Below are 26,612 nucleotides of genomic sequence, written 5' to 3'. Positions count from 1 at the left end.
GGGCCCGGCGCAGAGCAGGGATCGGAAGGCAGAACCACTGGGTGGAACGGGCGGTGGGGGGAGGCCGGGCGGCGCCGGCGACGCCGGTAGCGTCCGAGGTATGACGGTGGTGCATCCGATCGACCGGGCCTGGATCACGACGGGCGGGACCGGCGCGCAGAACTACGACGAGTTCGCCGACGACGCGGAGATTACCGCGATCATCGCCGACAACCCGCGCAGCGCGCTCGGCATCGAGATGCCGCACCGGGCCCCGGAGAGCCTGGGCGAGTCGTTCCTGGACGCGCTGCCCGCGGCCGTGCGGCGGCTGGGCGAGGCCAAGGCGGACGGCAGCTACACGCCGGCGCAGGGCGTGGCGGTGCTGTACCGGATCACCGAGCCGGCCAGCGAGGCGGCCGCGTACGGGCTGTGGTGCACGGTGGACACGGACCAGATCTCCACCAGCGCGGACGAGCCGGGGCTGGTGATCCGCAACGAGGACGTGTTCATCGCCAAGGTGCGGGAGCGGGTGGCGCTGGCCGAGGCGACGGGGCACCTGCTCTCGCCGGTGCTGCTGCTGCAGACCGGGCGGGGCGAGGAACTGCACGCGGCGCTGGCGGCGGCGACCGAGGCGGCGGGGGCGCCCGCGGCGACGGACGTCGACGGTGCCGGGCGCACCCACGCGATCTGGCCGGTGCCGCCGGGGTCGCTGCAGGCGAAGTTGCTGGCGCTGGCCGGCGGCGGCGAGCTGGTGGTGGCGGACGGGAACCACCGCAGCCTCGCGGCGCAGACCGGCGGCCTGCCGCGCTTCCTCGCGGTGGTGACGACGCCCGCGTCGGTGGCGATCCAGCCGTACAACCGGCTGGTGAGCGAGTTGCCGACGACCGTCGACGAGTTGCTGGACCGGCTGCGGGCGGCCGGCGCGGCCGTTGGCGCGGTCGAGGAGGTGCCCAGGGTGCCCGGCGGGGGCGGCATGATCCGCCTGTACGCGGGGGGCGGACGGCTGTACGACGTGCGGCTGCCGGGGGACCCCGGCGGCGACGTGGTGGAGAACCTGGACCACGCGCTGGTGGAGCGGGTGGTGCTGCGGGACGCGCTGGGGCTGGACCCGGGCGACAAGCGGATCACCTACGTCGGCGGGGACTACCCGGCGACGTGGCTGGCCGCGGAGGTGGACGCGGGCCGGGCGGAACTGGCGGTGCTGATCGCGCCGGTGACCGTGGACGAGTTCGTGGCGGTGAACCTGGCCCGCCGGAAGATGCCGCGCAAGAGCACCTGGTTCACGCCGAAGGCGCGGGCTGGCCTGGTGCTCGCCCAGTTGTGATCGGCTGCCAGACTGCCTCCATGCGCGTCTACCTGGGATCCGACCACGCCGGCTACGAACTCAAGGTTCACCTGGCCACCTACCTGTCCAACCAGGGGTACGAGGTGGTCGACGTGGGGCCGCACCAGTTCGACCCGGACGACGACTACCCGGCGTTCTGCCTGCACACGGGTGCCCGGGTGGTGGCCGACCCGGGCAGCCTGGGCGTGGTGATCGGCGGCTCGGGCAACGGCGAGCAGATCGCCGCGAACAAGGTCGTCGGGGTGCGGGCTGCGCTGGCCTGGAGCGTGGAGACGGCGCGGCTGTGCCGGGAGCACAACGACGCGAACGTGGTGGGCATCGGCGCCCGCCAGCACACGCTGGACGACGCCACCGCGATCGTCGAGGCGTTCCTGGCCACGTCGTTCTCGCAGGCGGAGCGGCACAGCCGGCGCATCGCGCAGGTCGCCGACTATGAGCGGGCGCGCCAGCTGCCGCCGCTGCCGTAGCCGGAGCGGGCGGCTCACCGGCCGCCGCGGGGCAGCTCCTCCCGGGGCACCCAGCCGCGGCGGACGATGTGCAGGTGCGCCTCGGCGTCGACCAGGTGCGCCTCGGTGGGGCGGGCGGCGTCCCGGGCGCGGAGGGCGGCGCCGACGCTCACCTGGGAGGAGCCGGCCCCGACGAGCCCGCGCAGCCCGCGTTCGGTGTCGTCGCCCCGGCCGCCGCGCTCCCGCCCGGACTCCGGCTCCGGGTCGAGCACCGCGGACGTGTCGGCGACGGGCTCGCCGGGCGCCGGGGGCCCGGCAGCGGCGCCCGAGGTGTGCCGGTGCCGCCGCCGGCGCCGCTCGCTGTCAGGCATGCCACGACCGTACCCGCAGCGTCAGAACACCTCTACCGCCTGTGGCGCGGTGTGCCAACCGAACGCGGCGGTCGCGGCGGCCAGCGCGCCGGGGCGCAGTTCGCGCACCCGGCCGGCGCCGGCCAGCCCGGCCAGCGGGGTGGCGCCGAGGTACGCCGCGCCCAGGTCGTTGACGCTGAGCGCCAGGTCGGCGGGGGCGTCGGTGGGGTCGCAGGCGGCGCCGTCCGGCCCGGCGGACAGCCGCCACCGGCGGGCGTTGGCGGGCAGCAGGGGGTCCGCCACGTCGAGTACCACGTCCACGGGCGTGGCGTACCGGCGGGCGGCCAGCGCGGCGGGCACGTCCACGACCCGGATCCAGAGGCTGTCGTTGAGCCGGGCGCCCAGCCGGTTCGGCTCGTTGACCAGGTACTGGAGCGGCTCGTCGGGGGCCGCGTAGGCGTAGTCGACCCGGCGGGCCAGGTCGATGCCGAACAGGAACCCCCACAGGTCCCGGTATGCGCCGGGGTCGGCGGCGGCGACGAGGTCGACCTTCACCGTGGCGCACGGGCCGAGGTGGTCCCACCCCCGCTGGACCCGCCACAGGGCGTACCCGTCCACGCCGCCCGGGCCCTCGTGCAGCACGGCCCGGCGCTTGGTCTGGCCCGGATGGCGGGCGGCGATGTCCGCCAGGTTGTACGCCCACCAGGCGTCGTCGCGGCTGGACCAGCCGACCCGGCCGGGGCGCAACCGCTCGTACACCTTCGCCAGTTCGGCGGCGACGGCGTCGGGCTCGGCGGTGCGCAGCGTGCCGGTGGCGGGGGCCGGCGCGATCGCCGCCTCGCGGAGGTCGATCTCGTAGGTGACGTGCCGGGCGGCGCTGTCGTAGCCGAAGCGCGGGTAGATGCGCCCCTCGCTGGCCCAGAGCACCGCGATCGGCTCGTGGCCGGCGTCGCGTACCTCGCGGAGCTGGCGCTCCATCATCCGGCGTAGCAGGCCGCGCCGGCGGTGGGTGGCGGCCACCCCGACCATGGTCACGTGTGCGGCGGGGACCACCTGCCCGGGCACCGTGAGGTCCCGGGTGAACGCCGCCGCGTGCGCCACCACTTCGCCGCCGTCCGTGGCCAGCAGCGCGCGCTCCGGCTCGTAGGTACGGCGTTCGATCCGGTCCAGTTCCTCGTCGGGCGTCTCGTGGAAGCTGGCGTTCACCAGCCGGGACACGCCCGGCCAGTCGTCGGGGGTCGCCGCGCGCAGGGGAAGGTCCGTGGCTGCCGGGTCGGTGCTGAGCTGAGCGGTGGTGGCCTGATCCGTGGTCATGTGTCGTGTGTAACGGATCCGCGGCGGAGCGGCGAACGGTTTGTCGCGCGGTGGTTCCGCCTCGCTAGGCTCGAACCCGGAGCAACTACGCAGAGGCATCCCGGGAACCATTCGCGGGATCAACTCCGCGGCAACGCTCGCAGGGGAAGCCGGCAGGGGGAGCGATGGCAGACCGCACGCCGCCGTGGGTGGAGCCGTGGTCGGAGCCGACCGTGGAGACGAAGCCGGGCATGGCGGGTTCGCCCGCGTTCTCCCGGGGCGTTGCCCAGGTGAACCCGAACCGCCCCGGCCAGCCGGAGCCGTACGCGACCGTGGACGAGCGGACCGCCGAGGCACGGTGGGAGCCGCGGCCGGAGCCGGTGCCGTACCGGTTCGACCGGCGCCAACTGCGCCGCGGCGGCGGGTGGACGTGGGCCGGTGGGCTCTGGGCGTTCATCTGCTGGGGCATCTGGGCGGTTTCGGTGCGCGGCGCCGATCTGGTGGTCCCGACCATCGCCTTCGCGCTCGTGCTGTCGGTGGCGGCCGGCGTGTTCGTGCTCTCCCGGCTGGTCGGCCGGGTGGTGCTGGAGCGCACGCTGGGCCGGCGGCGGCGCAGCGCCTGGGTCGCGCACCTGCTCACCGGGCTGTTCCTGGTCGGCGCCGGCCTGGCGTACCTGCGCCAGACGCAGTGGGTGGTGGAGGTCTGGACCTGGCTGCGCGGCTTCCGGGCCTGACCGCCCCGCCTGACCGCCCCGGCCTGACCGCCCCCGCCTGATCGATGTCCACCGAACGGGTGGTTCCCGCCGCGCCGCCGCGTGGCAGCGATCCCCGGCGCTTGCCTCACCCCGGTACCGATCGAACAATCGCCGGTATCCGTCGCTACAGGCGCGGCCTTTCCGGGGGGTGGTGGCCGATGACGCGGTGGGAGTACGCCCTGCTGGTCCGGCGCCGGCGGCTGCGCCCGTCAACCGGGGGCCTGGAGATCACGTACGCCTGGTACGGCCCGGACGGTTCGATCACCGAGCTGGACCCCCGGGTGAAGACGGCGCTGGCCTATCTCAACGAGGTGGGGAAGCTGGGGTGGGAGCTGGCGTCGGTCAGCGAGGAGCGGATGGTGCACGAGGCGATGGAGATCCACCGCTACCACCTGAAGCGGCCGCTGCCCCGGTCGTCGATACCGCGCCAGTTGCCGCGGAACCCGGCGCCGCGTTCACGGCGCTCCGCCTCCTGACCGTCGGCACTCCCGGCGCCGCCGATGCGCGTGGCGCCGTCAGCGGGGGCGGCCGGCGGCGAGATTGCGCAGGGTGGCGGCGAGGCGGCGCGCGTACAACTGCTGGAACGCGACCGTGCCGGGGCCGGCGAGCCGGGTGAACCACCGGTCGGCGCGGCTGAACGAGGTGACCGTGAACCACACCCGGCCCTTGCCGTCCCGGGTGACCAGGAACGACTCCTCGCCCCGCTCGGGGTGCCCGGACAGGGTTCCGTAGGCGAAACCGGCCTCGTCCGGCTCATCGACGCTCCACACCACCTCGCACGGCGCCGACAGGCGCAGCGGGCCCACGCCGAGGCCGGTGGTGACGTGCACCCCGGGGCCAGCCCGCTCGGCGGAGGCGTCCATGCGCATGCCCGCGGCGCGGTGCACCCGCCAGGTCAGGACCGCCTCGGCGGCGGCGCCGAACGCCTCCCGGTCGGCCACGTACCGCCGGTACCGCAGGTGGTGGTAGCCGGCCGGTAGCCGGCCGTCCCGGGTCGCGCCGACCTCGGGGTAGGTGAACTCCGACACGGATCGCCTCCTCGCTGCCGACCGTACCGGCACCGGGTTGAACCGTGCGCCCGCGCCGGCCGTACCAGGTGGCGGAACGGCAAGGGAGGGTGCTGATGCGGTGGCGGCCGGTCGGTGCGGCGCCCCTGGGCGCGGGCCTACTCGGGATGGTCGCGTACCGCTGGGCGCCGGCGGCGGGCTTCGCGGCGAACGGCAGCGCCGCGAAGCCCGGTCCGTCGCGCGCCGGTGAGCCGGCCGCCACCGCGTCATCCGCCGGCGTTCCCGGCCGTCCGGACGTTCCCGCCGCCGGCCGGTCCGCCGGGTAGGGCAACCGGCTCGCGGCCGGCGGAGGGCGCCGGCTCCCGGGCGAACGCCCGCACCGCCAGGTAGGTCAGCAGCCCGAACGGGGACAGCAGGATGGTCAGCACCAGGGTCGGCGCCCCGAACGGCGCCGCCGTCGGGACGGCCAGCGCGAACCGGCTCCCGGTCAGGCCGGAACCGCTACCCGTTCGGGGTGCTCGGCGATCGGCTCGACCATCGGGGGCCCGGCGGTGGGGGCGGGGGCGTCCGCGCGGCTGGCCAGGGCCCAGGCGACCCCGAGCGCGACCGCGGCGACGATCCCGCCGAGGGCGGCCAGGGTCAACCCGTCCGGGTGGATGAGCGGCTGGCCGCGCAGGGCCTGCCAGGTCACCAGGGCGGTGACGCCGGCATACCCGCCCGCCACCACACCGATCAACCGGGTGCACACGCGCTCCGCGCGCAGCCGGCGGTACCGGCGGCCGGCCGCGGTCAGGGCGAACGCCAGCAGCGGCAGGGCCTGGAGGGCGTGCATGCCGACGAAGTGACCGATCCGCAGGTCCCCGCCGGTGGTGCTCCAGCCGATCAGCGGCAGGCCGGGTCCACCGTCCGGCACGCCGACGCTGTGCGCGCCGACGAGCGTCGGCGCCGCGTCGCGCATCGCGTCCACCTGAGCGGCGGTGGGTCCGGTCATGAGGAAGCCGACGCCCATGCCGGCGAGCGCGACCGCCAGGCCGAGCCGGACGGCGACCGCGAGCGGGCGCTCGGCCACCCGCTCGATCAGCAGCAGGATCCCGAGCCAGGCGGTGGCCAGCCAGACCACCATGATGGTGGCGCCCATGGCGGCGAACAGGCCGGCGTCCAGCGGGGTGGCCACGTTGAAGTGGCTCTGCCGGCCGCGGACCACCTGGGTGACGATGGCGACCATCTCCAGGGCCATACTCACAGCGACCACCGCGCCGAGCCACCAGCCGAGCCGCCGGCGGTGGCGCAGCAGTGAGATGAGCAGGGTGAGGGTGGTGGCGTAGACGGCGACGGAGATCGTGAACTTGAGCGGCTTGAGCCAGATGGGGGCGCCGACGAGCATCCGGTCGTCGGCGACCAGCCCGCCGACGCAGATGCCGGCGAGGGCCACCATCAGCGCGGCGCAGGCGATCAGCGGGGGGTGGGCTCGGAACAACTTGGGCATGGGAGTCCCTCCGTAACGGATAGCGTCACTCTCCACTATTAGAGAGTTACACTATCCATGTTGCGGGCGGGGCGCGCAAGGGCCTTGTCGAGAGGGAGATGGATGCGCATCGCGGAACTGAGCCGGCGGTCGGCCGTGCCGGTGGCGACGATCAAGTACTACCAGCGCGAGGGCCTGCTGCCGCCGGGCGAACTGACCAGCCCGAACCAGGCCCGCTACGATGAGCGGCACCTCGACCGGCTGCGGCTGGTGCGCGCGCTGATCGAGGTCGGTCGGCTGCCCGTGGCGACCGTCCGGGAACTGCTCGCCTTCCTCGACCAGTCCGAGATGAACCCGCACTACAAGCTCGGCAAGGTGCTCCGGACGGTCACCGCCGCCCGGTCCGGGAGTCCCGGCGAGGCCGACGAGGCGGTCGCCGCCGGTACCAAGGAGGTCGAGGCGCTGATCGAGCGGCGGGGCTGGCAGGTCGCGCCCGGCGCCCCGGCCCGGCGCACCCTCGCCGAGGCGCTCGCCGCGCTGCGCCGGGTCGGCGGGGACGATATCGCGGACCTGATCGATGAGTACGCCGCGCTCGCCGAGCGGGTCGCCGCGATCGACCTGAGGCTGGTCCGGAGCCGGGCGACGCCCGAGGCGATGGTCTACGGCGCGCTGCTGGGCGAAACCCTCGGGGACACGATGTTCACCGCGCTGCGCTGGCTGGCCCAGGAGGACGCCTCCGCCCGCGCCCTTGACACCGGAGCGCCGCGGGTGCCGTAGCCGGGACGCCGCCGTGACGAAGCCGGCGGGACTGAAGCCGGCGGGACTATCGCCTTCGGGACGCGATGACGCTTGAATGCGGTGATGAGTATCATTCGTCGATGGTCCCGCCTAATGTGGTCGGCCGGCTCACCCGCAAGACGGGCGAACCGCCCACGGCGTTGGATCCTGGCACTGAATGAGTAAGCCAGACATTCGGCTCGACGTACACCGCGCGGTCCTCATCGGGCACGCAGTGGACGGGTACCAGCGCGCCCGGCACCGTCACCGCCCCGGGTGCGTCGAAGGGCAGCCCGGTCCACGCGCGCCACTGGGCGAGCGTGCCGGTCACCGTCATCGAGCACGGCGCCACCTCCCGCAGGACGCCGCCGGCCCGCACGTGGGTGCGCAGCCACGGGTCGGCGGGCAGCCCGTCCGGCCGGGTGCGGTGGGCGTACGTGCCCATCGGCTCCTCCGGTACCAGGTGCTTGCCGGTGGGTCGGACGGGTGCCAGCAGTTCCCGGTACCCCCGGCGGGCGGCGACCCGGCGCAGCGCGTCCAGCAGCCCGGCGGAGAGCCCGCGGCCCCGGCGGTCCGCCCGCACCACGATCTCCACGGCGGAGATCCGGGTACCGCGCCGGCCGGCGAGGCGGTCCGCCGCCGCACCGAGCAGCACCGCGTCGTACCCGGTGGCGGGGAGCGCGCCATCGCCCGGGGTGAACGGCAGTGCGCAGCCCTTGCCGACCGGGCGGTCCGGTTCGCCCTCCTCCAGCGCGAGCACGCACAGGTCGGGGTGGGCCGCGACCAGGCCGGCGTAGAGGGCCTCGGCGACGGCGTCGTGGAAGAGGAACTCCGGCCAGGCGCCCGGGAAGTCGTCCCAGCGGTCGGCCAGGTCGGAGCGCTCGGCGAGGGTCGTCAGGGTCAGGGACGGCATGACCGACATTCTCCGGCGCGCGGGCGCGGGGCGCTCAACCGCGCCCGATACCGGCCGATAGGGCGCGTATGAGCCTGGCGGTGCGGCGCTCGCAACGGCGCGCGATGGACCTCGTCCATGGCGTGCCGCTCGGCCCGTCCCGGTGGCCGGGCAGCACCCTCCTGGCCGGCTACGGCCTTTGGATGGCCCTGCTGACGGTGGTCATGTTCGCGCTACCCCGGTGGCAGGTGGTCACCTGGGCGCTCATCGGGCTCAGCGCCGCCGCCGCGGTCGCCACCGGCGCCTGGCGCAACCGGCCACGGCTCCCGCTGCCCTGGGCACTGATGTCGGCCGGCCTGTTCGCCTTCATCGCCGGGGACACCGCCTACAGCGTGATCGAGATGCTCGGCCGGAAGAATCCCTTCCCGTCCGTCGCCGACGGCATCTACCTGCTGGTGTTCGCGCCGCTGCTGGTCGGTTCGCTGCTGCTGCTGAACCGGTACGCCGGGTCGGGCATGAGCCGGGCCAGCACGATCGAGGCGCTGATCCTCACCGCCGGCCTCGCCCTGCTGTCCTGGATTTACCTGGTCACCCCGTACGTCAGCGACCCGCGCCTCACCGCCGGGCAGAAGCTGATCTCCGCCGCGTACCCGCTGATCGACGTGCTCAACCTGGCGGTGATCCTCCGCCTGCTGACCGCGGTGCGGGTCACCCCGGCCGTGGCCCTGCTCGGCCTGGGCGGCGCGGGCCTGCTCGCGGCCGACGTGGTCTACGCCGCCGGCCAGCTCTCCGGCGAGTGGGAGACCGGCCGGCTGGTGGATCTGCTCTGGATCGCCTTCTACGCCGGCGTGGGGGCGGCGGCCCTGCACCCGTCGATGGTCGAGCTGACCGATCCGCGGGTGGTCCGCGTGCGGGAGCTGTCCCGCGCCCGGCTGCTGGCGCTGACCGCGTCCACGCTGATCGCACCGGCGCTGCTGGGGGTGCAGGCGCTGCGCGGCGAGGTGCGCAACGGCGGCGTGATCGCGCTGTTCTCCGCCGCCATGTTCCTGCTGGTGCTGACCCGGCTCTCGGGGGTGCTCGCGGTGCACCGGCAGGCGCTGTCGCGCGAGCGCGCCCTGCGCCGGGCGGGTGCCGCCCTGCTCACCTCCACTGACGTGGAGCAGGTGGAGGCCGCGGTGCGGGACGCCGTCGCCCGGTTGCTGCCGGCCCACGGCGGGCACCGGGTACACCAGCTCGAGGTGGACCAGCTCGGCGGGGCCGTCCCGGCCGACGCCGCGGACGCTCCACACCTGGTCTACACCCGGGCGCTGCCCGCGCCGCTCGCCGCCGAACTGGCCGGGTTCGAGCTGGCCCTGGTCTGCCCGCAGGCCGGCGGCGGCGGCCCCACCGGGGCGCTGCTGGTCGCCGCCGCCGAGCGGGACCTGACCGCGTTACAGGACGCGCTGGAGGTGCTCGCCGGCCAGGCCGCGCTGGCCCGCCACCGGATCGCCCTGACCACCGAGATCAACCGCCAGCGCAGCGAGGAGTACTTCCGCACCCTGGTGCACAACACCGCCGACGTCATCCTGATCCTCGACGAGCAGGACCGGATCCGGTACGCCAGCCCGTCCGCGGCGGCGGTGTTCGACGCGGCGCTGGTCGGCCGGCCGGTGGTGGACCTGGTCGAGGCGGCGGGCCGGGTACCGGCGCAGGAGTACCTGGACACCGTGCGCTGGACGGACCCGGTCAGCGCGGCGGTGTCGAGCGGCGCGGACCCGGCCGAGCCGGCGCAGCGGGAGCGGCAGGACTGGACGATGGTCCGCGCCGACGGGCGCAAGCTACAGGCCGAGGTCTCCTGCCGGGATCTACGCGCCGACGAGACCGTCGGCGGGCTGGTGCTGACCCTGCACGACGTGACGGAGCGGCGCAGCCTGGAACGCGAACTGGTGCACCGGGCCTTCTACGATTCGCTGACCGGTCTGGCGAACCGGGCGCTGTTCGCCGAGCGGCTCGAGCAGGCGGTGACCCGGGCGGGCCGGACCGGCGCCATCGTCGGCGTGCTCTTCATGGACCTGGACGACTTCAAGGTCGTCAACGACACGCTCGGTCACGAGGCCGGGGACCGGCTGCTGGTCGCCGCCGCCCGCCGGCTGAGCGCCATCGTGGTACCGGACGGCAGCGTGGCCCGGCTCGGCGGCGACGAGTTCGCGGTGCTGGTGGAGGACGTGGCCGACCCGGCGGCGGTGGAGCGGGTGGCGCAGCGGATCTCCGAGGCGTTCGGCGAGCCGTTCGAGCTGGGCGACCGGGCGGTCGGCGGGGCGGTCAGCGTGGGCGTGGCCACCACCGGCGAGGCGATCGACTCCGATGACCTGCTGCGCCAGGCCGACCTGGCGCTGTACCTGGCGAAGGCGGATGGCAAGGGCGGCTGGCGCCGCTTCCAGACCGCCCTGCACACCGCCGTGCGCGAGCGGATGGAGTTGCGCGCCGCGCTGGACCGGGCGCTGGCCGAGGACCAGTTCCAGGTGCATTACCAGCCGATCGTGGACCTGGCTACCGGGTCGCCGGCCGGCTTCGAGGCGCTGCTGCGCTGGCCGCACCGGGACCGCGGTCTCGTCCCGCCGGACCAGTTCATTCCCATCGCCGAGGAGAGCGGGTTGATCGTGCCGCTCGGCGCCTGGGTGCTGGGGCAGGCGCTGGACGCCGCCGCACGCTGGCGGGACGCGACCGGCGAGCGGGTGCCGTACCTGAGCGTCAACGTCTCGGCCCGGCAGTTCCGCTCCCCGGGTTTCATCGACTCGGTGCTCGGTCAGCTCGCCGAGCGGGGCCTGCCGGCGGCCAGCCTCATGCTGGAGATCACGGAGAGCCTGCTGCTGCGGGACGAGGACGACGTCTGGACCGGGCTGGCCCGGCTGCGCGAGCGCGGCGTGCGGATCGCGATCGACGACTTCGGCACCGGGTACTCGTCGCTGAGCTACCTGCGCCAGGTGCCGGCGGACGTGCTGAAGATTGACAAGACCTTTGTGGACACCATGACCACCTCGGTCCGGCAGCGGGCGCTGGTGGAGGCGATCGTGAGCATGGCGCACACGCTCGGACTGTCCGTCGTGGCCGAAGGTGTCGAGCAGTCGCAGGACCGGGAACTGCTCGCCGCGGTGGGCTGCGAGGCGGGGCAGGGCTACCTGTTCGCCCGCCCGATGGCGTATCGCGACGCGACTCGCTGGCTTTTGGACGAGCAGATCGCGGCATAAGATCAGACAATTAAAGTGTGACCGATCTCCACGCCCTCCGCAGCCTGCCCATGCTCGACGCGGTGATCGACGAGGTCGCCGGCCGGGCCATCCGGATCGGCGACCACTGGCTGGTCGACTTCGCCTCCTGCAACTACCTCGGCCTCGACCTGGACCCGTGCGTCGCGGCCGCGATAGACCACGCGGTGCGCCGCTGGGGCACCCACCCCAGCTGGTCCCGGCTGCTGGGCAGCCCCCGCGCGTACGTGTCCATCGAGGAGCGCCTGGCCGACCTGCTCGGGGCGCCCGACACCCTGCTCCTGCCCACCATCACGCACATCCACCTGTCCGTGATCCCGGTCCTGGCCGGTCGCGGGACCGTGCTGGTGGACCGCCACGCCCACCGCACCATCTACGACGGCGCCGTCCACGCCCGGGGCCTGGGCGCCACGCTGCTGCGCTTCCGCGTCGAGGACCCCGACGAACTGGACCGCCTGCTGCGCGCCGCCCCCGCCGACGAGCCCCGCCTGGTCTGCCTCGACGGCGTCAACAGCATGACCGGCAACCTGCCCGATCTGTCCCGGCTGGCCGCGATCTGCGCGCGGCACGGCGCACTGCTCTACGTGGACGACGCCCACGGCTTCGGCGTGATCGGGGAGCGGCACCCGGACGAGTCCTCGCCCTACGGCCGGCGCGGCAACGGCGCGATCCGCTACGCCGGTCTCGGGTACGACGGCCTGGTGCTCGTCGGCGGCTTCTCCAAGGCGTACTCGTCGCTGCTGGCGTTCCTCGCCCTGCCGACCACGCTGAAAGAGCACCTCAAGTTCGCCGCCGCCCCGTACCTCTACAGTGGGCCATCGCCGACCGCCTCGCTGGCCAGCGCCCTCGCCGGCCTGGACATCAACGATCGGCGCGGCGACGACCTGCGGGCCACCCTCTACCGGCACACCGCCCGGCTGCTGGACCGCTGTCGATCGCTGCGGCTGGACACGCCGAACGTGCTCGGCACTCCCATCGTGGAGCTGCCCCTGGCCGCCGAGCAGCACCTGCCGGAGGTGACCATGGAACTGTGGCGCCGCGGCATCTACGTGACGGTCGCCGGCTACCCGCTGGTACCCCGCTCGGAGGTCGGCTTCCGGGTCCAGCTCACCGCCGCGCACACCGACGACCAGGTCGACCGGTTGCTCGCCGCGCTGGACGACCTGGCCGCCGGCGGCTGCCTCAGGCGGGCCCCGGACGCGCCACGGATACCGGCGCAGACACGAGGCCGGGCGGGCGTGCGAGCCAGCGGGTGACCCCGGTCCGGGCGGGAGGAGCCAACGCCCCTCCCGCCCGGGATGATCATGGCCGGCTGCACGAGGAGCGGGCGACCACCCGCCCCCGGCCAGCACGGTCCGGTATGCGGATGGGGGGTGGTGCCGCCCGCTGGGGGAGGCGGGCGGCGGAAGGTCAGCTCTGGTTGCCCGGAATGTTCTTCCACTCCTGCGGGCTCGAGCCCTTCGGCGGCGGCCGGTCACCGCGCCCACCATTGCGCCCCGGCTGGGACGAGTTCGCGCCCCCACCGCCGAGCGCCTGGATCAGCTGATCCTTGTTCATCTTCTCCGGATTCCTGATCCCCGCCTGCCGGGCGACCTCGACGATCTCGCCGGTCTTCATCGCGCGAAGCTGCTCGGGCCTGACCTTGGTCTGCTGAGAGGACTTCTTGGCCATCAGGCCACTCCCTTCTCTGCTTTCCGCTGTCACGGTTGGACTACCCGCGGTCAATGCCGCAAAACCGGGGCCGCCCGAACCGTTGGATCGCGCTGCCACGGGTATCGGCCCGTACCACGGTGCCCCGGCTCACCAGCCAGCTCACCGGCCGATCTACCGGCCTGACCCGCGGGGCGCACGGCACCGGTGCCCGCGAAGCGGAGGAACATCATGAGACTGTCCGTCACGCCCGAGCAGGTGCCGCCGCGCGTGGCGACCGGCGCCTACATCCTGAGCACCGGCCTGGAGAAATGGCGGGCCGGCGAGGAGCAGGCGACCGGCCTCCAGGGCGCCGCGGCGCAGGCTTTCCCACAGCTCAAGGCGCTCCCGCCGCGGCGGTTCCTGCGCCTGCTCGCCACCGCCGAGATCACCCTCGGCGGCGCGCTGCTGGCGCCCGTCGTCCCCGGCCTGCTCGCCGGTACCGGGCTCGCCGCGTTCGCCGGCGGCCTCCTGACCATGTACCTGCGCACGCCCGCGCTGCGCCGACCGGGCAGCGTGAAGCCGTCCGAGCAGGGCATCGCGATCAGCAAGGACGTCTGGATGCTCGGGATCGGCATCGGTCTGATCCTCGACGACCTCCTCGCCGGCCGGCGCCGCCGCTGACCCGCCCGCCGCCGCGCCCGGCCGGGGTGTAGACAGGGGCGATGCGTCCCGCGCCCGGCCAGGTCCTGCACTTCTCAGAGGACCCGGCGATCACACGTTTCGTGCCGCACGTGGCGGCCACGGCGCGACAGTCCGAGGCGTACGTGTGGGCGGTGGACCACACCCGCGCACCGGACTACTGGTTTCCGCGGGAGTGCCCGCGGGCCATGGCGTGGGCGACCGGAACGTCGTCGGCGGCGGACCAGGCACGCATTATCGGCCCGGGTGGCGGCACGCGGGTGCATGCGATCGAGTACAAGTGGCTGGCGGCGATGCGGACGGTGCGGCTGTTCGCCTACCGGTTGCCGGCCGACCGGTTCACGCCGATCGGAAGCCCGGTTCCCCACGCCGTTGTCGCGACGGAGCCGGTCGAGCCGCTGGGCCCGCCCGAACGGGTAGGGGACCTCTTCGCGTTGCACGAGCAGGCCGGCATCCAGCTTCGGGTACTGCCGACCCTCTGGCCGCTGTGGGACGCGGTGGTGCGCAGCACCCTCGGCTTCAGCGGGATCCGGCTCGCCAACGCAACGCCGCGCCGGTGACGCCCGCCAGGCACCGGTCACAGGGGAGATCCGCCAAACCCATTCGCCTAGGCTGGTCCCATGGCTGGCGGCCCGACCCGGATGATCGTCCTTTCGCTCCCGTTCGCCGGCCGGTGGCTAGCCCGGAACAGCCCGGCGCGGCGGGTCCCGAGCCACGGGTCGGACCTGTTCGGCGAGCGCTACGCCATCGACTTCATCGGGGTGGACGATCGCCGGCGGACCGCGCCGCACCGGGACTGGCGCACCTTCCTGGCCACCGAACCGCCCGAACGGTTCTTCTCCTTCGGCCGGCCGATCCTGGCACCCGCGGACGGCGTGGTCGTCCGGGCACACGACGGCGAGATCGACCACGAAGCGCGGCGGTCCCAGCTCGCCCTGGTGCCGTACATGCTGGGCCAGGCGGCGCGGGCCCGGCAGGGCCCGAGCGCGATCGCCGGCAACCATCTGATCATCAAGCTGCGGGACAGCGACGCATTCGCCGCCCTCGTGCACCTGCGAGCCGGCTCCATCCGGGTGGCTCCCGGCGAGCGGGTGACGGCGGGCCAGCACATTGCGGCCTGCGGAAACTCCGGCAACTCCACCCAGCCGCACCTGCATGTACAGGTCATGGACAGCCTGGATCTGTCGGTCGCGGTCGGCATCCCGATGGCGTTTCGACGTTTCCGGGAATGGCCCGCCGGCACCGACCGGTTCCGGATCCGGGAATCCGGGATTCCCGGGGAGAACGCGGTGGTCGAACCGTTGCCCGGATGAGCTGACCGGAGCGGGGACCGCGGTGCTTCCCCGCAGCCATCGTGAACGGGGCTTCGGGGACCGTTCAGATCGCTGTTCAGCGCTTTTTCGTACAGGTGAGCACGATGAGGGTGTCCAGCGGCACTCGCTCACCGGCACCCGTCGACTGTTTCGTGACCGTCCAGTTGGCCGCCAGGATGACGACGGTGTCGTGCTCGTCCTGCGACCCGAGCTGAATCTTGGTGAAGCCGAGCCGGCGGAGTTCATCCTCCGCCACGGCGGCGTTCTGACCGACGACGTCCGGCATCACGGCCGACGCCGCCGCGGTTGTGGACGGCGGTGTCGGCGGGGTGGTGGCCGTGGGCGTCGGAGCCGGTGGCTCCGCGACGACCGCCGGTGCCTCGGTAGTCGCCTCGGCCGTCGACGCGGTGGCCTTCTCCGCGGGCTTGTCCTTCAGGCTCGAGCCGATGCCAATGCCGCCGCAGCAGCCGACGACAAGCCCCGCGACACCGGCAAGTATGCCGATCAGCAAAGGTTTGTTCGACCTCGATGCCGGTGGGGCCGGGTGAACCGCAGGAGCCGGCGGCGGGTACGAGGGGCCGCGCTGGGGGTCAGAATCAGAAGGGTATTGCGGGTAAGTCACCCTGGCATCCTCCTCATCGGTGGTAGCCGTAGGTAACCGTCCGTCCGGGCGATAACGACGAACGATCACGCGGAAAGGGGCACCAGCCGCCGCCGAAGTTGAGCGCCACGTCGGTGCCTCCAACCACACCGGCTGACCACCCAGCTCGGCTACCGGGGCGCTGATAGGCCCGGATACTTCCCGGAACCGCATCCTGCGTCTCGTGCCCGCTCGTGCCCGCTATGCACCACGGTTACTGGCCCGTGGATGGCCCATGGCCTTGGAGTAGAAGCAAGATCGGGGATGGCTGATCAGAGTTAGAGCCTGCAAGTCCTTGACTCTCGCGTTGCCCGAGACCCGATGCTGTTGCGGTGAGCACGGATCACCTGTTGAGCATCGGCGGCTTCGCCATCGTCTCTGGCCTGTCCATCACGGCACTGCGGCACTACGACGAGGTCGGCATCCTGCTGCCCGCCTGCGTCGACCCAGTTACCGGGTACCGCCGCTACCGACCGGAGCAGGTTGAACAGGCCCGACTGATCCGCGCACTGCGCCAGCTTGAAATGCCCGTCGAGTCCAGCGGTTCGGCCTACTCGTTGAGGATGTCGATTCAGCACATCAGCGGGCGCTCGATGCCGGGGCGAACGAGGTATACCCGCCCGTCGAGCGGCCGTGGAAGCCGCGATCGTCCTGCCTGCTCGACCCGAGCGGCAACTACATCGACCTCGATCAGAGCTGAACCGCAAGAACCGCCGTTAGGTAGAAAGGCGGCAGATCCTGAAAGCTGAGCGGATCTCCTCGTCGGGCAGTCGTAGACCGTCCGGGGAGGCTGGTAGCCCTTGTGGTGCCCGGCGAGGTGATCCGCCCCGGCATCTCTGAGGAGGGCCGGGGTTCGGGCGGAGCCCTGAGGTCTTCTGATCGTGTCGTCCCCAAGCGTGGCCGGCCGGCCCGGCCGATGCCGGTCGGAGGTCGGCAGCAGGCCGGGACCGGGCCGGCGCGGCCCGCTTGCGGGCCGCCTCGGCTATGGACCGGCGGATCGCCCGGCAGGCGCGGCGCAGGGGCGGGCAGAGCCGCTAATGGCCCGCAAGACCGGAGCGGGGGAGGCCCAGGATCGGGGGATGCAACCTCTGACCTGGGCCGGAGGCCGTTGGAGCGGGCGACGGGAATCGAACCCGCACCGTCAGTTTGGAAGACTGAAGCTCTGCCATTGAGCTACGCCCGCGTACGCCGACACCCGGCCGGCGTCACACTAGCCTACTGAATGTCGTGCCCGTGGGTGGCTCGGCACCCCGGGACGGTAGCGCTTACACTGACCGTCGCGGCGGGGTGTGGCGCAGCTTGGTAGCGCACTCGCTTTGGGAGCGAGGGGCCGTGGGTTCAAATCCCGCCACCCCGACAACAGCGCGCCGGCGTGCTGCCGGGCCGTGGGCGAGTGGCGTCCTGACGTCGCTCCGCTCGCGGCCCCGGCGGGTCGGCGGCGCTCTGCGCCTTTTACACTCAACCGGGCTTTGCTGCCCGCCGACATCGTTGGACATTGTTCTGAGGAGTACGCCTGTGAAGAGCACCGTCGAGACCCTGAGCCCGACTCGGGTCCGGCTCGCCATCGAGGTGCCGTTCGCCGAGCTCGAGCCGAGCCTCCGCAAGGCGTACCGCGAGATCGGCGCGCAGGTGACGATCCCGGGCTTCCGGCGGGGCAAGGTGCCGGCGGCCGTGATCGACCAGCGGGTCGGCCGGGGCGCGGTGCTGAACGAGGCGGTGCAGGAGGCGATCCCGCAGCAGATCCTCGCGGCCGTGCGGGAGCACGAGGTCAAGACGCTGGGCCGGCCCGAGGTGGAGATCAGCGAGTTCACCGACGGGGAGCCGTTGAAGTTCACCGCCGAGGTGGACGTGCGCCCCGAGATCACGCTGCCCGACCTGTCGGCGATCGAGGTCCAGGTGGACGCGGTCGAGCTGGCCGAGACCGAGGTGGACGAGCAGCTCAACGGGTTGCGGGAGCGCTTCGCCACGCTGAAGACGGCGGAGCGGGCCGCGATGGTCGGCGACTACGTGCAGCTGGACCTGGCGGCGACCGTGGACGGCGAGGAGGTGCCGGGCGGTTCGGCGACGAACATCTCGCACGAGGTGGGGTCGCAGCAGCTACTGCCGGGCCTGGACGACGTGCTGGTGGGCATGTCGGCGGGCGACGCGACGACGTTCACCACCCAGCTCGTCGGCGGTGACTTCGCCGGCCGGGACGCCGAGGTCGCGGTGACGGTGCGCAGCGTCAAGGACAAGCAGCTGCCGGAGCTGAACGACGAGTTCGCCCAGCTCGCCAGCGAGTTCGACACGCTGGAGGAGCTGCGCGCCGACCTGCGCGAGCGGCTGGGCCGGGCCAAGCGGGCGGAGCAACTCTACGCGGCCCGGGACAAGGCGTTGGAGGCGCTGGTCAAGGCGGCGGACGTGCCGACGCCCGAGGGTGTGGTGCGCGAGGAGGTTGAGCACCGCCGGGAGGCGATGACCGACCAGTTGGAGCGGATCGGCGCCTCGCTGGACGACTATCTACAGGCCGAGGGGAAGACCGAGGAGGAGATCAACGCCGAGCTGACCGACGCGGCCGCGGAGGGCGTGCGGATCCAGCTCGTGCTCGACACCCTGGCCGACGCCGAGGAGGTGCAGGTCTCCGACGACGAGTTCGGGCACGAGATCGTGCACCGGGCGCAGCGCGCCGGGGTGGCCCCGCAGCAGTACTACGACCAGCTGATGCGCTCGGGCACGGCGGCCGCGGTCTTCGGGGACGTGCGGCGCGGCAAGGCGCTCGCGCTGGTCCTGGAGCAGGTCAAGATCACTGACTCGGACGGTACCCCGCTGAGCCTGGACGACCTTCGCGGCGCGGAGCAGGACGCGCACGACCACGAGCACTGATCACCGCTGCCGGGAATCGGTGCGCTCAGAGCGAACACGTTCCCGAGAACGGGATGGGTGTCGGTCCCGGCGGATAGGGTTTTGCTAGGTAGTACACAGGCGAAGGGCTGGCCATGAGTGATCTGCATGTTCCCGGCATGATCCGGGCGATCGAGGCCCGCGGCGGCGACGCGATGGGCAACCTCGACGACTCGGTCTACAACCGGCTGCTGAAGGAGCGGATCATCTTCCTCGGCAGCGAGGTGACCGACCAGGTGGCCAACCGCATCTGCGCGCAGCTGCTGCTGCTGGCCGCCGAGGATTCCGAGCGCGACATCAACCTGTGGATCAACTCGCCGGGCGGTTCGGTCTACTCCGGCATGGCGATCTACGACACGATGCAGTTCATCGACAACGACGTGGCGACCGTCGCGATGGGCATGGCGGCCTCGATGGGGCAGCTGTTGCTCTGCGCGGGCACCAAGGGCAAGCGTTCCGCGCTGCCGCACGCGCGCATCATGATGCACCAGCCGTCCGGCGGCATGGGCGGCACCGCGGCGGACATCGCCATCCAGGCGGAGCAGATGCTCTACACGAAGCGGATGTTCCAGGAGCGGGTGGCGTTCCACACGGGGCAGGCGCCGGAGCAGATCGAGGCCGATTCGGACCGTGACCGCTGGTTCACGGCCCAGGAGGCGGTCGAGTACGGCTTCATCGACCACGTCGTGACCAGTGCGACGCAGGTTCCGGCCGGCGCGGGCACGCTCAACTGAGGGGACTGGGGATGTCTCAGCTTTTCGAGCCGGCGGGCGTCGTCCAGCCGGTACACAACCGGTACATCATCCCGTCGTTCGTCGAGCGCACGTCGTACGGGGTGAAGGAGTCCAACCCGTACACGAAGATGTTCGAGGACCGGATCATCTTCCTCGGCGTGCAGATCGACGACACGTCCGCGAACGACGTGATGGCCCAGCTGCTGACGCTGGAGTCCACGGACCCGGACCGCGACATCATCATGTACATCAACTCGCCCGGCGGCTCCTTCACCGCGATGACGGCGATCTACGACACGATGCAGTACGTCCGGCCCGACATCCAGACGGTCTGCCTCGGTCAGGCGGCCAGTGCGGCGGCGATCCTGCTGGCCGGCGGGTCCCCGGGCAAGCGGATGGCGCTGCCGAACTCGCGGATCATCATTCACCAGCCGGCCACCGAGGGTGGGTACGGCCAGGGCTCCGACATCGAGATCCAGGCGCGCGAGATCCTGCGGATGCGCGCGCAGATGGAGGAGATCGTCGCCCGGCACTCCGGCCAGCCGGTGGAGAAGGTTCGGCGCGACATCGACCGGGACAAGATCATGACAGCCGACGAGGCCAAGGACTACGGCCTCGTGGACACCGTTCTGACCAGCCGGAAGAAGAACGCCCTGGCGGCCGCCGCGCGCGGCTGAGCCAAGCCGGAACGGGTTCCGATCCGGGCCGGCCGGGGCGCTTGCTTCCCCGGACCGGTCCGGACACACCCGATTTGGGGGTCGGAGAAACCGTTCTTACCGGGTACCGTCGAGGCTGTACGGTCGGCGGGCCCGGTTGACCCCGCGATCCGGGGCGGTTGGAGTGTCCGGCCGGCGGCAAGGTAACTGAGAGGCAACACCGTCCTCAGGCCGGGGTCGGCGTGGACGACCGGCCAAGAGTGCAGGGAGATACGTAGGTGGCACGGATCGGCGACGGCGGCGACCTACTCAAGTGCTCCTTCTGTGGTAAGTCGCAGAAGCAGGTCAAAAAGCTCATCGCGGGCCCCGGTGTGTACATCTGTGACGAGTGCATCGACCTGTGCAACGAGATCATCGAGGAGGAGCTGGCCGAGTCCGGCGAGGTGAAGTGGGAAGAGCTTCCCAAGCCGATGGAGATCTGCCAGTTCCTCGACCAGTACGTGGTGGGCCAGGACCAGGCCAAGAAGGCGCTGTCCGTGGCCGTCTACAACCACTACAAGCGGATCCAGGCCGAGGTGGGCGGCGCGTCCTCCGGTGCCGACGCCGTTGAGGTCGCCAAGTCCAACATCCTGCTGATCGGGCCCACCGGCTGCGGTAAGACGCACCTGGCGCAGACGCTCGCGCGGATGCTGAACGTCCCCTTCGCCATCGCGGACGCCACCGCCCTCACCGAGGCCGGGTATGTCGGCGAGGACGTCGAGAACATCCTGCTCAAACTGATCCAGGCGGCCGACTACGACATCAAGCGGGCCGAGACGGGGATCATCTATATCGACGAGGTCGACAAGATCGCCCGCAAGTCGGAGAACCCGTCGATCACCCGGGACGTCTCCGGCGAGGGCGTGCAGCAGGCGCTGCTGAAGATCCTGGAGGGCACGGTCGCGAACGTGCCGCCGCAGGGCGGGCGCAAGCACCCGCACCAGGAGTTCATCCAGATCGACACCACCAACGTGCTGTTCATCCTCGGCGGGGCGTTCGCCGGGCTGGACCGGATCATCGAGTCCCGCACCGGGCAGGGCGGGCTCGGCTTCGGCGCCCACCTCCGCTCGATCTCCGAGCGCTCGACGGATGACGTGTTCGCCCAGGTGATGCCGGAGGACATGCTCAAGTTCGGGCTGATCCCCGAGTTCATCGGCCGGCTCCCCGTGATCACGAACGTGCGCAGCCTGGACCGGGAGGCGCTGGTGCGCATCCTCACCCAGCCGCGCAACGCGCTGGTCCGGCAGTACCAGCGGCTGTTCGAGCTGGACGGCGTGGAGCTGGAGTTCGAGCCGCCGGCGCTGGAGGCGATCGCCGACCAGGCGATGCTGCGCGGCACCGGCGCGCGCGGCCTGCGCGCCATCATGGAGGAGGTTCTGCTCTCCGTGATGTACGAGGTACCCAGCAACCCGGACGCCGCCCGCGTGTTGATCACCCGTGAGGTCGTCCTGGAGAACGTCAACCCGACGATCGTGCCGCGCGACTTCGGCGGCCGGCGTCGCGCCTCCCGCGGTGACCGCGAAGAGAAGTCGGCTTGAGCGCACCCGCGACGCTCGCCGCGATCCTGGCGCGCGTCGAGGCGGGCGAGCGGCTGCCCACCGAACCGTGGCTGGCGGTCGTCCCGCAGCCGGGTCCGCGCGCCGCGGCGGTCGTCGCGTTCCCCGGGTTCATCGTGGTGGCCGCGGACGTCGACCCGGTGTGGGTCCGTGACCTGGTGCCCGACGGTGACCTTTCCGCCGCGCTCAACCCGCCGTTCCTGACGGCGCTGTGCGAGAAGCTCGGCCATCGCGTCAACAACATCGACATGGTGTTGACGGCGTCGCCGGTGTCGCCGGTGTCGCTCCCCGCCGTCGACGTCGACCACCCGCGGGTACGCCGGGCCCGCCGCTACCGGGACGACATCACCGTGTACGAGGTGTCCGGCGGCGTCCTGATCCTCGGTCGCGGGCTGGCGGGGCGGTGGGAGGCGGCGATCGAGGTCGACGAGGATGCCCGCAACGCGGGCGTCGGCCGCTCCCTGGCGGCGGCGGCGCGCGGCCTGGTGCCCGATGGCCGCCCCGTCTGGGCGCAGGTGGCGCCGGACAACGCGGCCAGCGTGCGCGCCTTCCTCGCGGCCGGGTACCGCCCGGTCGGCGCCGAGGCGCTGCTCGTTCCCTAGCGGTCCGGCCCCGTTGCCGGGTCCCGGGCGGATCGGCGGTCCCACTCGTCGGCCGGCGGTGCCACCACCATGATCAGGCGGGCCGTGCCCGTGCCGTCGTTGCGGTAGGTGTGCGTGCGGTCCGCCGCGAAGTCGATCGTCTGGCCGGTCCGGACCCGGTGATCCGCACCGTCCACGGTGACCGTCAGTTGGCCCGCCAGCACGTGCAGCATCTCGCGCGTCCCGGGTGCGTGCCCGTCCGACCGGTGGCGCTCGCCGGGCGCGAAGCGCCACTCCCACAGCTCCAGGCACGCCGGCTCGGCCAGCCCGGCGAGCAGCCGCCCGAAGCCGTCCCGCTCGCCGCGCCACAGCGTCGGCGCGTCCGCCAGGTCGGTGAGGCGTACCCGACGCTCCGGTGCCGCCTCGACGAGCCGCGCGATGGTGACGCCGAACGCGTCCGCGAGCCGGCACAGGGTGCCGATGCTGGGGTTGGTGCGCCCCGCCTCAATCTGCACCACCATGCCCTTGCTCACCCCGGATCGGGCGGCCAGTTCGTCCAGCGACCAGGAGCGGGCGACCCGCAGGGCGCGCACGTGGTCGGCGACGCAGGCGGTCACCTCGGCCACGTGGTTGGCGGTGTCGGCACGGGGTGTGCCGGCGGCGGGAGCGCCGGCACGGGGTGCGCCGGTGCGAGGTGTGTCGGTCAACACGCTGTCCTTCGCGGTCAACATTTTGGTACAACGGTGCGGTGCTCCCCATTGTGCTCGCCGGACTCGCCGCCCTCGTGTGGGGGAGCGCCGACTTCAGCGGTGGCAAGGCGAGCCAGCGCGCCAACCCGCTGGCCGTGACGGTCCTGTCCCAGGTGTACGGGCTGCCCGTCCTGCTGGTCTGCCTGCTCCTGGTACCGGGCAGCCTGCGCCTGAACGATCTGGCCTGGGGCGCCGGGGCCGGCGCGAGCGGACTGGTGGGCATCGTGCTGCTGTACCGCGCCCTGTCTGGCGGCGCGATGGCGGTGGCCGCGCCGACGACGGCCGTCACCGCCGCGGTGGTCGCGATCGGCGTCGGCCTGCTCACCGACGACGCACCCGGCGTGCCGGCGCTGCTGGGCATTGCCGCGGCCGTCGCCGCGATCGCGCTGGTGAGCATGGGCGGTGGCGGTGGCGGCCGGGTCGCCAGGGAGACGGTCGTCTACGCGGTCGGATCCGGCGTGTTCTTCGGGGCGTTCTTCGCGCTGCTCGGCCAGGCGACCACCGGCGGCGGCATGTGGCCGCTCGTGACGGCCCGGGTCGCGTCGATCGGCGTCGGGGCGCTGTGGATGCTCGCCACCCGCACCCCGCCGAAGATCGGCCTGCGCGGCACCCTCTGGTCACTGCCCGCCGGCGGCCTGGACATCGCCGCCAACGCCCTCTACCTCGCCGCCGCCGGTCGCGGCCAGCTCAGCGTGGTGGCCGCGATCGCCTCGCTGTACCCGGCGAGCACGGTCCTGCTGGCGCTCATCGTGGACCGGGAGCGGCTGCGGGCGATCCAGCTCGCGGGCCTGGGCTTCGCCGCCACGGCGCTCGTCCTGGCCTCGTCCTGAGCCGGTGCCAACCGTATTCCCTGGTCTGGCCGTCGCCGCGGGGTTCGCGACGCTGGTCCGGCCCGAGCGACGGCGTGGCCGACCGCGTTGCGTGGTCTGGCCGTCGCCGCGGGTGGGGCAATAGGCTACCGGCATGAGGGTCGCCGTCTGCCAACTGAACTCCCGCGACGACCGCGCCGCGAACCTCGCGGCCGCGCGCTCGCTGCTCGAGCAGGCCGCCGCGCGCGGCGCCGACCTCGCCGTGCTGCCCGAGTACGTGGACCACCTCGGCCCGGCCGCGACCGCCCCGAAGCCCGAGTCCGCGGACGGCGAGTTCGCCGCCTTCTTCGCGGACGCGGCCCGCGAGCTGGAGATGTGGGTGCTGGCCGGCTCCTTCCACGAGACCGGCCCCGACCCCGAGCGGATCTACAACACCGCGCTGGTGTTCGACCGCGCCGGCGAGCTGGCCGCCAGCTACCGCAAGATCCACCTGTACGACGTGGAGATCCCCGGCCGGGTCTCCTTCCACGAGTCGCGGGCGGTGGCGCCCGGCGCCGCGGCGGTGACCGTGGACGTCGAGGGCGTCCGCGTCGGCCTCACCATCTGCTACGACCTGCGCTTCCCCGAGCTGTACCGGCAACTGGCCATCGCCGGCGCCCAGGTGCTCGCGGTGCCGGCCGCGTTCATGGCGCATACCGGCCGCGACCACTGGGAGGTTCTGCTGCGGGCCCGGGCGATCGAGAACCAGTGCTACGTGGCGGCCGCCGGCCAGATCGGCGACCACGACCCGGGCCGCACCTGCTTCGGGCGCAGCATGGTCGTGGACCCGTGGGGCACGGTGGTGGCACAGCAGCCCGACACGGCCGGTGTCACCGTCGCCGACCTGGACCTCGACCGGCTCGCCACGATCCGCGCCGAGGTGCCGAGCCTCGCCAATCGCCGGCTGGTCTAGCGCCAGTTTCTCGACCGGGCCGGATCGGGTCGCGGCGAGGCCCAGGCGGCGATCCGGTGCTGTATGCGGGGATCCGGTCGTCGCCTGGGGCCGGCGCCACCGACCGTGCCTTCCGAGGCGCCCCAGCGGCTGGCCGCCTCGCTGAACGCCCAGTTTTCGGTGTCCATGACCGGCCGGTACCCGGTGGCCTGGTAGATCTTGTTGCTGGCGGGGTTGGCCAGGTCGGTGAACAGCACGCAGGTGTGCCCTTCGACCGCCACGCGCCCGCTGACCGCCGCCACGCAGGCGCTCGCGTACCCGCGTCCGCGCAGGTCGGGCGGGGTGTAGACGGCGCTCACCCGGACCACCCCGGAGACCGGTGGGCTGATCCAGAGCATCGACACCGGCCGACCGTCGTCCACCCAGGTCCAGACCGTCCCGGTCGCCAGTCGTGCGTCGATCATTGGGCGGGCGTCCGGGGGCGGCTGGTCCGGTATCGCCTCCGCCGAAAACGCCGAGGTCCAGGCCGCGAGCAGGTCCCGATCCTCTGTGGACCCGGGCCGCAGCCCGCCGCGGACGCCGGTCGGTGGGGTCGGTTCGCCCAGGCGGAAAAGCCGGTGTGCCGTCACCCCGCTCCGCCCGGCCCACCGCCGCGCGAACGCGCCGCTCGCCGCCGTCGGCCCGTTGACACCGGGAAGAACCATCTCGGACGCGATGAGCAGGTCGCAAACGGCCTCCGCCGCCGGTACAGGCATGGCCGTGAGCAGCAGTGATCGGGGCGGTGTGCGGATCGCCAGGCCGACCGGAGGCGCTCCCGCGACAGAGTCGTCGACGACGCGGACCCACAGCGCCTCCGGTCCCGGATCGCCGTCGAGGGACTGGCGGATGATCGTCCCGGCCACGGTGTTCCGCACGGGGTCCGCGGCGATGACGGCTTCAGTGACAGTGGCGAAACGCGGGGAGGTCGCGGTCGAGGATGGCCTTCATGGCGAGAGTCTCGCCGCAGCCCGCGGTCGGGGCCGGCCCTGGCGTTCGGCTGCGACGCCGACGACGAACTCGGCCCGGGCTACCGGCCTTGGAGCAGGATTCCGATGGTGGCAAGCCCGATCACGGCCGCCGCGGTCACGACCATGGCGGTGGTCATTCGCGACCGTCCGCGCCGCAGCAGGCGCGCGCCGGCGACGACCACCATGACCAGGACCAGCGAACCGATCACGAAGTGCCAGAACGGCAGGAGCAGATCGGTCAGCGCTTCGGCGGCGAGTTGCCGGTGGACGGACGGCACGCGGCCACTGTCCCACGGCCCCGGGTACGCGAGCCACCGAACGACGGCGGGAACACCAAGCCCGGCGAGCGGGGTTGTGCCGCCGGCGGTCGACGGAACGGGCGAACCGGTTCGCCCGTTCCGTCTTCCTGACCAGCCAAGATGTGGCACTATCGATCATGTGACCCGCGCCATGCGGCGCCGATTTGACGTTCGGCGTGCGGCCACGTAACTTTCTCTCTGCCCACGGGGACCCGGACAAAGAGCCGGAAACCACGCGGGCAGCCAGGCCCGGGGCGGCGACGCCGAGCGGGGCTGGGTCGAGCGGGGCAGATCGATCCGGGAAGCCGGACTTGGATTTGCGGAACCGATCGGGTAGAGTAGCTGGGCCGGCAGGAGCCGGGCGGATGGTTCGTCAAGCGAACATCGGCCGGTCTGCGGGTTTCCTACTGAGCTGACGCCGACACCGGCTCGTCCGGTCGCAGTGGCGTGGGTAGGGCTCGGTCGAGGTGCGGTAGCGAGATCCCGAAACTTGGGTCTTGACAGCGCAGCTTGAGCGGGTAAGCTGGAGCAGT

General features: G+C 72.6%; 29 protein-coding genes and 2 tRNA genes. 19 read left to right on the top strand and 12 right to left on the bottom strand.

What is annotated here, in order from left to right:
* The first annotated feature begins 100 nt into the window (after nucleotides 1-100).
* The gene (locus KJS59_RS14340; protein WP_213453369.1) at nucleotides 101-1,303 is read left to right on the top strand and encodes a DUF1015 family protein; all 1,203 of its coding nucleotides are present in this window, start codon (nucleotides 101-103) and stop codon (nucleotides 1,301-1,303) included.
* Nucleotides 1,304-1,323: 20 nt separating this feature from the next.
* Complete coding sequence (locus KJS59_RS14335; protein ID WP_213453368.1) at nucleotides 1,324-1,791, top strand: ribose-5-phosphate isomerase; 468 nt, start codon at nucleotides 1,324-1,326, stop codon at nucleotides 1,789-1,791.
* Between the two features lie 14 nt (nucleotides 1,792-1,805).
* Here KJS59_RS14335 and KJS59_RS14330 read toward each other — a convergent pair whose 3' ends face one another.
* Both KJS59_RS14330 and KJS59_RS14325 read right to left on the bottom strand, forming a co-directional pair.
* Nucleotides 1,806-2,141 (bottom strand): hypothetical protein, encoded by a 336-nt coding sequence (locus KJS59_RS14330; RefSeq protein ID WP_213453367.1) that lies wholly within the window; start codon nucleotides 2,139-2,141, stop codon nucleotides 1,806-1,808.
* Between the two features lie 21 nt (nucleotides 2,142-2,162).
* Nucleotides 2,163-3,434 carry a GNAT family N-acetyltransferase gene (locus KJS59_RS14325; protein ID WP_213453366.1) on the bottom strand — a complete coding sequence of 424 codons (1,272 nt, stop codon included), beginning with the start codon at nucleotides 3,432-3,434 and terminating at the stop codon, nucleotides 2,163-2,165.
* Between the two features lie 164 nt (nucleotides 3,435-3,598).
* Here KJS59_RS14325 and KJS59_RS14320 point away from each other — a divergent pair, with 164 nt between their 5' ends.
* Complete coding sequence (locus KJS59_RS14320) at nucleotides 3,599-4,147, top strand: hypothetical protein (protein ID WP_213453365.1); 549 nt, start codon at nucleotides 3,599-3,601, stop codon at nucleotides 4,145-4,147.
* A gap of 179 nt (nucleotides 4,148-4,326) precedes the next feature.
* Complete coding sequence (locus KJS59_RS14315; RefSeq protein ID WP_213453364.1) at nucleotides 4,327-4,644, top strand: hypothetical protein; 318 nt, start codon at nucleotides 4,327-4,329, stop codon at nucleotides 4,642-4,644.
* Between the two features lie 39 nt (nucleotides 4,645-4,683).
* On the opposite strand, the gene KJS59_RS14310 is transcribed toward KJS59_RS14315, so the two are convergent.
* The 3 genes from KJS59_RS14310 to KJS59_RS14300 all read right to left on the bottom strand — a co-directional run bounded on the left by KJS59_RS14310 (nucleotide 4,684) and on the right by KJS59_RS14300 (nucleotide 6,661).
* Nucleotides 4,684-5,196 carry a DUF1990 family protein gene (locus KJS59_RS14310; RefSeq protein WP_249714116.1) on the bottom strand — a complete coding sequence of 171 codons (513 nt, stop codon included), beginning with the start codon at nucleotides 5,194-5,196 and terminating at the stop codon, nucleotides 4,684-4,686.
* Nucleotides 5,197-5,441: 245 nt separating this feature from the next.
* Nucleotides 5,442-5,603 (bottom strand): hypothetical protein, encoded by a 162-nt coding sequence (locus KJS59_RS14305; RefSeq protein WP_213453362.1) that lies wholly within the window; start codon nucleotides 5,601-5,603, stop codon nucleotides 5,442-5,444.
* Between the two features lie 59 nt (nucleotides 5,604-5,662).
* Entirely contained in the window at nucleotides 5,663-6,661 is a 999-nt protein-coding gene (locus KJS59_RS14300; protein WP_213453361.1) for a hypothetical protein, read from the bottom strand.
* A gap of 102 nt (nucleotides 6,662-6,763) precedes the next feature.
* Between KJS59_RS14300 and KJS59_RS14295 the strand changes: the two genes are divergently transcribed.
* Nucleotides 6,764-7,417 carry a MerR family transcriptional regulator gene (locus KJS59_RS14295; RefSeq protein WP_213453360.1) on the top strand — a complete coding sequence of 218 codons (654 nt, stop codon included), beginning with the start codon at nucleotides 6,764-6,766 and terminating at the stop codon, nucleotides 7,415-7,417.
* A gap of 91 nt (nucleotides 7,418-7,508) precedes the next feature.
* Here KJS59_RS14295 and KJS59_RS14290 read toward each other — a convergent pair whose 3' ends face one another.
* Nucleotides 7,509-8,330, bottom strand: coding sequence for a GNAT family N-acetyltransferase (locus KJS59_RS14290; RefSeq protein WP_213453359.1), 822 nt, complete (start codon nucleotides 8,328-8,330; stop codon nucleotides 7,509-7,511).
* A gap of 104 nt (nucleotides 8,331-8,434) precedes the next feature.
* On the opposite strand from KJS59_RS14290, the gene KJS59_RS14285 reads away from it, so the two are divergent.
* On the top strand, nucleotides 8,435-11,536 hold the full coding sequence (locus tag KJS59_RS14285) for a putative bifunctional diguanylate cyclase/phosphodiesterase (RefSeq protein WP_213453358.1): 3,102 nt from the start codon (nucleotides 8,435-8,437) through the stop codon (nucleotides 11,534-11,536).
* A gap of 17 nt (nucleotides 11,537-11,553) precedes the next feature.
* On the top strand, nucleotides 11,554-12,810 hold the full coding sequence (locus tag KJS59_RS14280; RefSeq protein ID WP_249714114.1) for an aminotransferase class I/II-fold pyridoxal phosphate-dependent enzyme: 1,257 nt from the start codon (nucleotides 11,554-11,556) through the stop codon (nucleotides 12,808-12,810).
* Between the two features lie 154 nt (nucleotides 12,811-12,964).
* On the opposite strand, the gene KJS59_RS14275 is transcribed toward KJS59_RS14280, so the two are convergent.
* Nucleotides 12,965-13,225, bottom strand: a complete 261-nt coding sequence (locus KJS59_RS14275) for a Rho termination factor N-terminal domain-containing protein (RefSeq protein ID WP_213453357.1) — start codon at nucleotides 13,223-13,225, stop codon at nucleotides 12,965-12,967.
* Between the two features lie 210 nt (nucleotides 13,226-13,435).
* Between KJS59_RS14275 and KJS59_RS14270 the strand changes: the two genes are divergently transcribed.
* The 3 genes from KJS59_RS14270 to KJS59_RS14260 are packed head-to-tail and all read left to right on the top strand — an operon-like array spanning nucleotide 13,436 to nucleotide 15,198.
* Nucleotides 13,436-13,867, top strand: coding sequence for a hypothetical protein (locus tag KJS59_RS14270; protein ID WP_213453356.1), 432 nt, complete (start codon nucleotides 13,436-13,438; stop codon nucleotides 13,865-13,867).
* A gap of 41 nt (nucleotides 13,868-13,908) precedes the next feature.
* Nucleotides 13,909-14,445 (top strand): DUF6886 family protein, encoded by a 537-nt coding sequence (locus tag KJS59_RS14265; RefSeq protein WP_213453355.1) that lies wholly within the window; start codon nucleotides 13,909-13,911, stop codon nucleotides 14,443-14,445.
* Nucleotides 14,446-14,505: 60 nt separating this feature from the next.
* Complete coding sequence (locus KJS59_RS14260; RefSeq protein ID WP_213453354.1) at nucleotides 14,506-15,198, top strand: M23 family metallopeptidase; 693 nt, start codon at nucleotides 14,506-14,508, stop codon at nucleotides 15,196-15,198.
* A 76-nt stretch (nucleotides 15,199-15,274) separates the two neighbouring features.
* Here the strand turns inward: KJS59_RS14260 and KJS59_RS14255 are convergent, their stop codons facing one another.
* Complete coding sequence (locus KJS59_RS14255; RefSeq protein WP_213453353.1) at nucleotides 15,275-15,709, bottom strand: PASTA domain-containing protein; 435 nt, start codon at nucleotides 15,707-15,709, stop codon at nucleotides 15,275-15,277.
* Nucleotides 15,710-16,170: 461 nt separating this feature from the next.
* Here KJS59_RS14255 and KJS59_RS32500 point away from each other — a divergent pair, with 461 nt between their 5' ends.
* The gene (locus KJS59_RS32500; protein WP_249714112.1) at nucleotides 16,171-16,587 is read left to right on the top strand and encodes a MerR family transcriptional regulator; all 417 of its coding nucleotides are present in this window, start codon (nucleotides 16,171-16,173) and stop codon (nucleotides 16,585-16,587) included.
* Between the two features lie 360 nt (nucleotides 16,588-16,947).
* Here KJS59_RS32500 and KJS59_RS14240 read toward each other — a convergent pair.
* Nucleotides 16,948-17,021: transfer RNA gene (locus tag KJS59_RS14240), tRNA-Gly, on the bottom strand.
* A 100-nt stretch (nucleotides 17,022-17,121) separates the two neighbouring features.
* Between KJS59_RS14240 and KJS59_RS14235 the strand changes: the two genes are divergently transcribed.
* The 6 genes from KJS59_RS14235 to KJS59_RS14210 all read left to right on the top strand — a co-directional run bounded on the left by KJS59_RS14235 (nucleotide 17,122) and on the right by KJS59_RS14210 (nucleotide 22,305).
* Nucleotides 17,122-17,195, top strand: a tRNA-Pro gene (locus KJS59_RS14235).
* A gap of 158 nt (nucleotides 17,196-17,353) precedes the next feature.
* Complete coding sequence (gene tig, locus KJS59_RS14230; protein ID WP_213453352.1) at nucleotides 17,354-18,700, top strand: trigger factor; 1,347 nt, start codon at nucleotides 17,354-17,356, stop codon at nucleotides 18,698-18,700.
* A gap of 113 nt (nucleotides 18,701-18,813) precedes the next feature.
* The gene (locus tag KJS59_RS14225; RefSeq protein WP_213453351.1) at nucleotides 18,814-19,452 is read left to right on the top strand and encodes a ClpP family protease; all 639 of its coding nucleotides are present in this window, start codon (nucleotides 18,814-18,816) and stop codon (nucleotides 19,450-19,452) included.
* 11 nt (nucleotides 19,453-19,463) lie between these two features.
* The gene (locus KJS59_RS14220) at nucleotides 19,464-20,129 is read left to right on the top strand and encodes an ATP-dependent Clp protease proteolytic subunit (protein ID WP_213453350.1); all 666 of its coding nucleotides are present in this window, start codon (nucleotides 19,464-19,466) and stop codon (nucleotides 20,127-20,129) included.
* Between the two features lie 257 nt (nucleotides 20,130-20,386).
* Nucleotides 20,387-21,685, top strand: coding sequence for an ATP-dependent Clp protease ATP-binding subunit ClpX (gene clpX / locus KJS59_RS14215; protein ID WP_213453349.1), 1,299 nt, complete (start codon nucleotides 20,387-20,389; stop codon nucleotides 21,683-21,685).
* The gene (locus tag KJS59_RS14210; RefSeq protein WP_213453348.1) at nucleotides 21,682-22,305 is read left to right on the top strand and encodes a GNAT family N-acetyltransferase; all 624 of its coding nucleotides are present in this window, start codon (nucleotides 21,682-21,684) and stop codon (nucleotides 22,303-22,305) included. The genes clpX and KJS59_RS14210 overlap by 4 nt, the downstream gene beginning before the upstream one ends.
* On the opposite strand, the gene KJS59_RS14205 is transcribed toward KJS59_RS14210, so the two are convergent.
* Nucleotides 22,302-22,991, bottom strand: coding sequence for a helix-turn-helix domain-containing protein (locus KJS59_RS14205; RefSeq protein ID WP_249714110.1), 690 nt, complete (start codon nucleotides 22,989-22,991; stop codon nucleotides 22,302-22,304). The two genes, KJS59_RS14210 and KJS59_RS14205, sit on opposite strands and share 4 nt — an antisense overlap.
* Before the next feature lie 41 nt (nucleotides 22,992-23,032).
* Between KJS59_RS14205 and KJS59_RS14200 the strand changes: the two genes are divergently transcribed.
* Together KJS59_RS14200 and KJS59_RS14195 are read left to right on the top strand one after the other, a co-directional pair.
* Nucleotides 23,033-23,863 (top strand): EamA family transporter, encoded by an 831-nt coding sequence (locus KJS59_RS14200; protein ID WP_213453346.1) that lies wholly within the window; start codon nucleotides 23,033-23,035, stop codon nucleotides 23,861-23,863.
* A gap of 133 nt (nucleotides 23,864-23,996) precedes the next feature.
* Nucleotides 23,997-24,794 carry a carbon-nitrogen hydrolase family protein gene (locus KJS59_RS14195; RefSeq protein WP_213453345.1) on the top strand — a complete coding sequence of 266 codons (798 nt, stop codon included), beginning with the start codon at nucleotides 23,997-23,999 and terminating at the stop codon, nucleotides 24,792-24,794.
* On the opposite strand, the gene KJS59_RS14190 is transcribed toward KJS59_RS14195, so the two are convergent.
* Nucleotides 24,791-25,687: a GNAT family N-acetyltransferase gene (locus tag KJS59_RS14190; protein WP_213453344.1), complete on the bottom strand. Its 897-nt coding sequence runs from the start codon at nucleotides 25,685-25,687 to the stop codon at nucleotides 24,791-24,793. The genes KJS59_RS14195 and KJS59_RS14190 overlap by 4 nt on opposite strands.
* Before the next feature lie 152 nt (nucleotides 25,688-25,839).
* Nucleotides 25,840-26,058, bottom strand: a complete 219-nt coding sequence (locus KJS59_RS14185) for a hypothetical protein (RefSeq protein WP_213453343.1) — start codon at nucleotides 26,056-26,058, stop codon at nucleotides 25,840-25,842.
* Between the last annotated feature and the right edge of the window lie 554 nt (nucleotides 26,059-26,612).

The organism is Rhizomonospora bruguierae (genome assembly GCF_018397995.1).
GTDB classification, from domain to species: Bacteria; Actinomycetota; Actinomycetes; order Mycobacteriales; family Micromonosporaceae; genus Rhizomonospora; species Rhizomonospora bruguierae.
This window is presented reverse-complemented; position numbering and strand designations above follow the sequence as displayed.

Coding starts and splice junctions, on each gene's coding strand:
- KJS59_RS14340 (WP_213453369.1), top strand. CDS start 101: ATGACGGTGGTGCATCCGATCGACCGGGCCTGGATCACGACGGGCGGG.
- KJS59_RS14335 (WP_213453368.1), top strand. CDS start 1,324: ATGCGCGTCTACCTGGGATCCGACCACGCCGGCTACGAACTCAAGGTT.
- KJS59_RS14330 (WP_213453367.1), bottom strand. CDS start 2,141: ATGCCTGACAGCGAGCGGCGCCGGCGGCGGCACCGGCACACCTCGGGC.
- KJS59_RS14325 (WP_213453366.1), bottom strand. CDS start 3,434: ATGACCACGGATCAGGCCACCACCGCTCAGCTCAGCACCGACCCGGCA.
- KJS59_RS14320 (WP_213453365.1), top strand. CDS start 3,599: ATGGCAGACCGCACGCCGCCGTGGGTGGAGCCGTGGTCGGAGCCGACC.
- KJS59_RS14315 (WP_213453364.1), top strand. CDS start 4,327: ATGACGCGGTGGGAGTACGCCCTGCTGGTCCGGCGCCGGCGGCTGCGC.
- KJS59_RS14300 (WP_213453361.1), bottom strand. CDS start 6,661: ATGCCCAAGTTGTTCCGAGCCCACCCCCCGCTGATCGCCTGCGCCGCG.
- KJS59_RS14295 (WP_213453360.1), top strand. CDS start 6,764: ATGCGCATCGCGGAACTGAGCCGGCGGTCGGCCGTGCCGGTGGCGACG.
- KJS59_RS14290 (WP_213453359.1), bottom strand. CDS start 8,330: ATGCCGTCCCTGACCCTGACGACCCTCGCCGAGCGCTCCGACCTGGCC.
- KJS59_RS14285 (WP_213453358.1), top strand. CDS start 8,435: ATGGACCTCGTCCATGGCGTGCCGCTCGGCCCGTCCCGGTGGCCGGGC.
- KJS59_RS14275 (WP_213453357.1), bottom strand. CDS start 13,225: ATGGCCAAGAAGTCCTCTCAGCAGACCAAGGTCAGGCCCGAGCAGCTT.
- KJS59_RS14270 (WP_213453356.1), top strand. CDS start 13,436: ATGAGACTGTCCGTCACGCCCGAGCAGGTGCCGCCGCGCGTGGCGACC.
- KJS59_RS14265 (WP_213453355.1), top strand. CDS start 13,909: ATGCGTCCCGCGCCCGGCCAGGTCCTGCACTTCTCAGAGGACCCGGCG.
- KJS59_RS14260 (WP_213453354.1), top strand. CDS start 14,506: ATGGCTGGCGGCCCGACCCGGATGATCGTCCTTTCGCTCCCGTTCGCC.
- KJS59_RS14225 (WP_213453351.1), top strand. CDS start 18,814: ATGAGTGATCTGCATGTTCCCGGCATGATCCGGGCGATCGAGGCCCGC.
- KJS59_RS14220 (WP_213453350.1), top strand. CDS start 19,464: ATGTCTCAGCTTTTCGAGCCGGCGGGCGTCGTCCAGCCGGTACACAAC.
- KJS59_RS14195 (WP_213453345.1), top strand. CDS start 23,997: ATGAGGGTCGCCGTCTGCCAACTGAACTCCCGCGACGACCGCGCCGCG.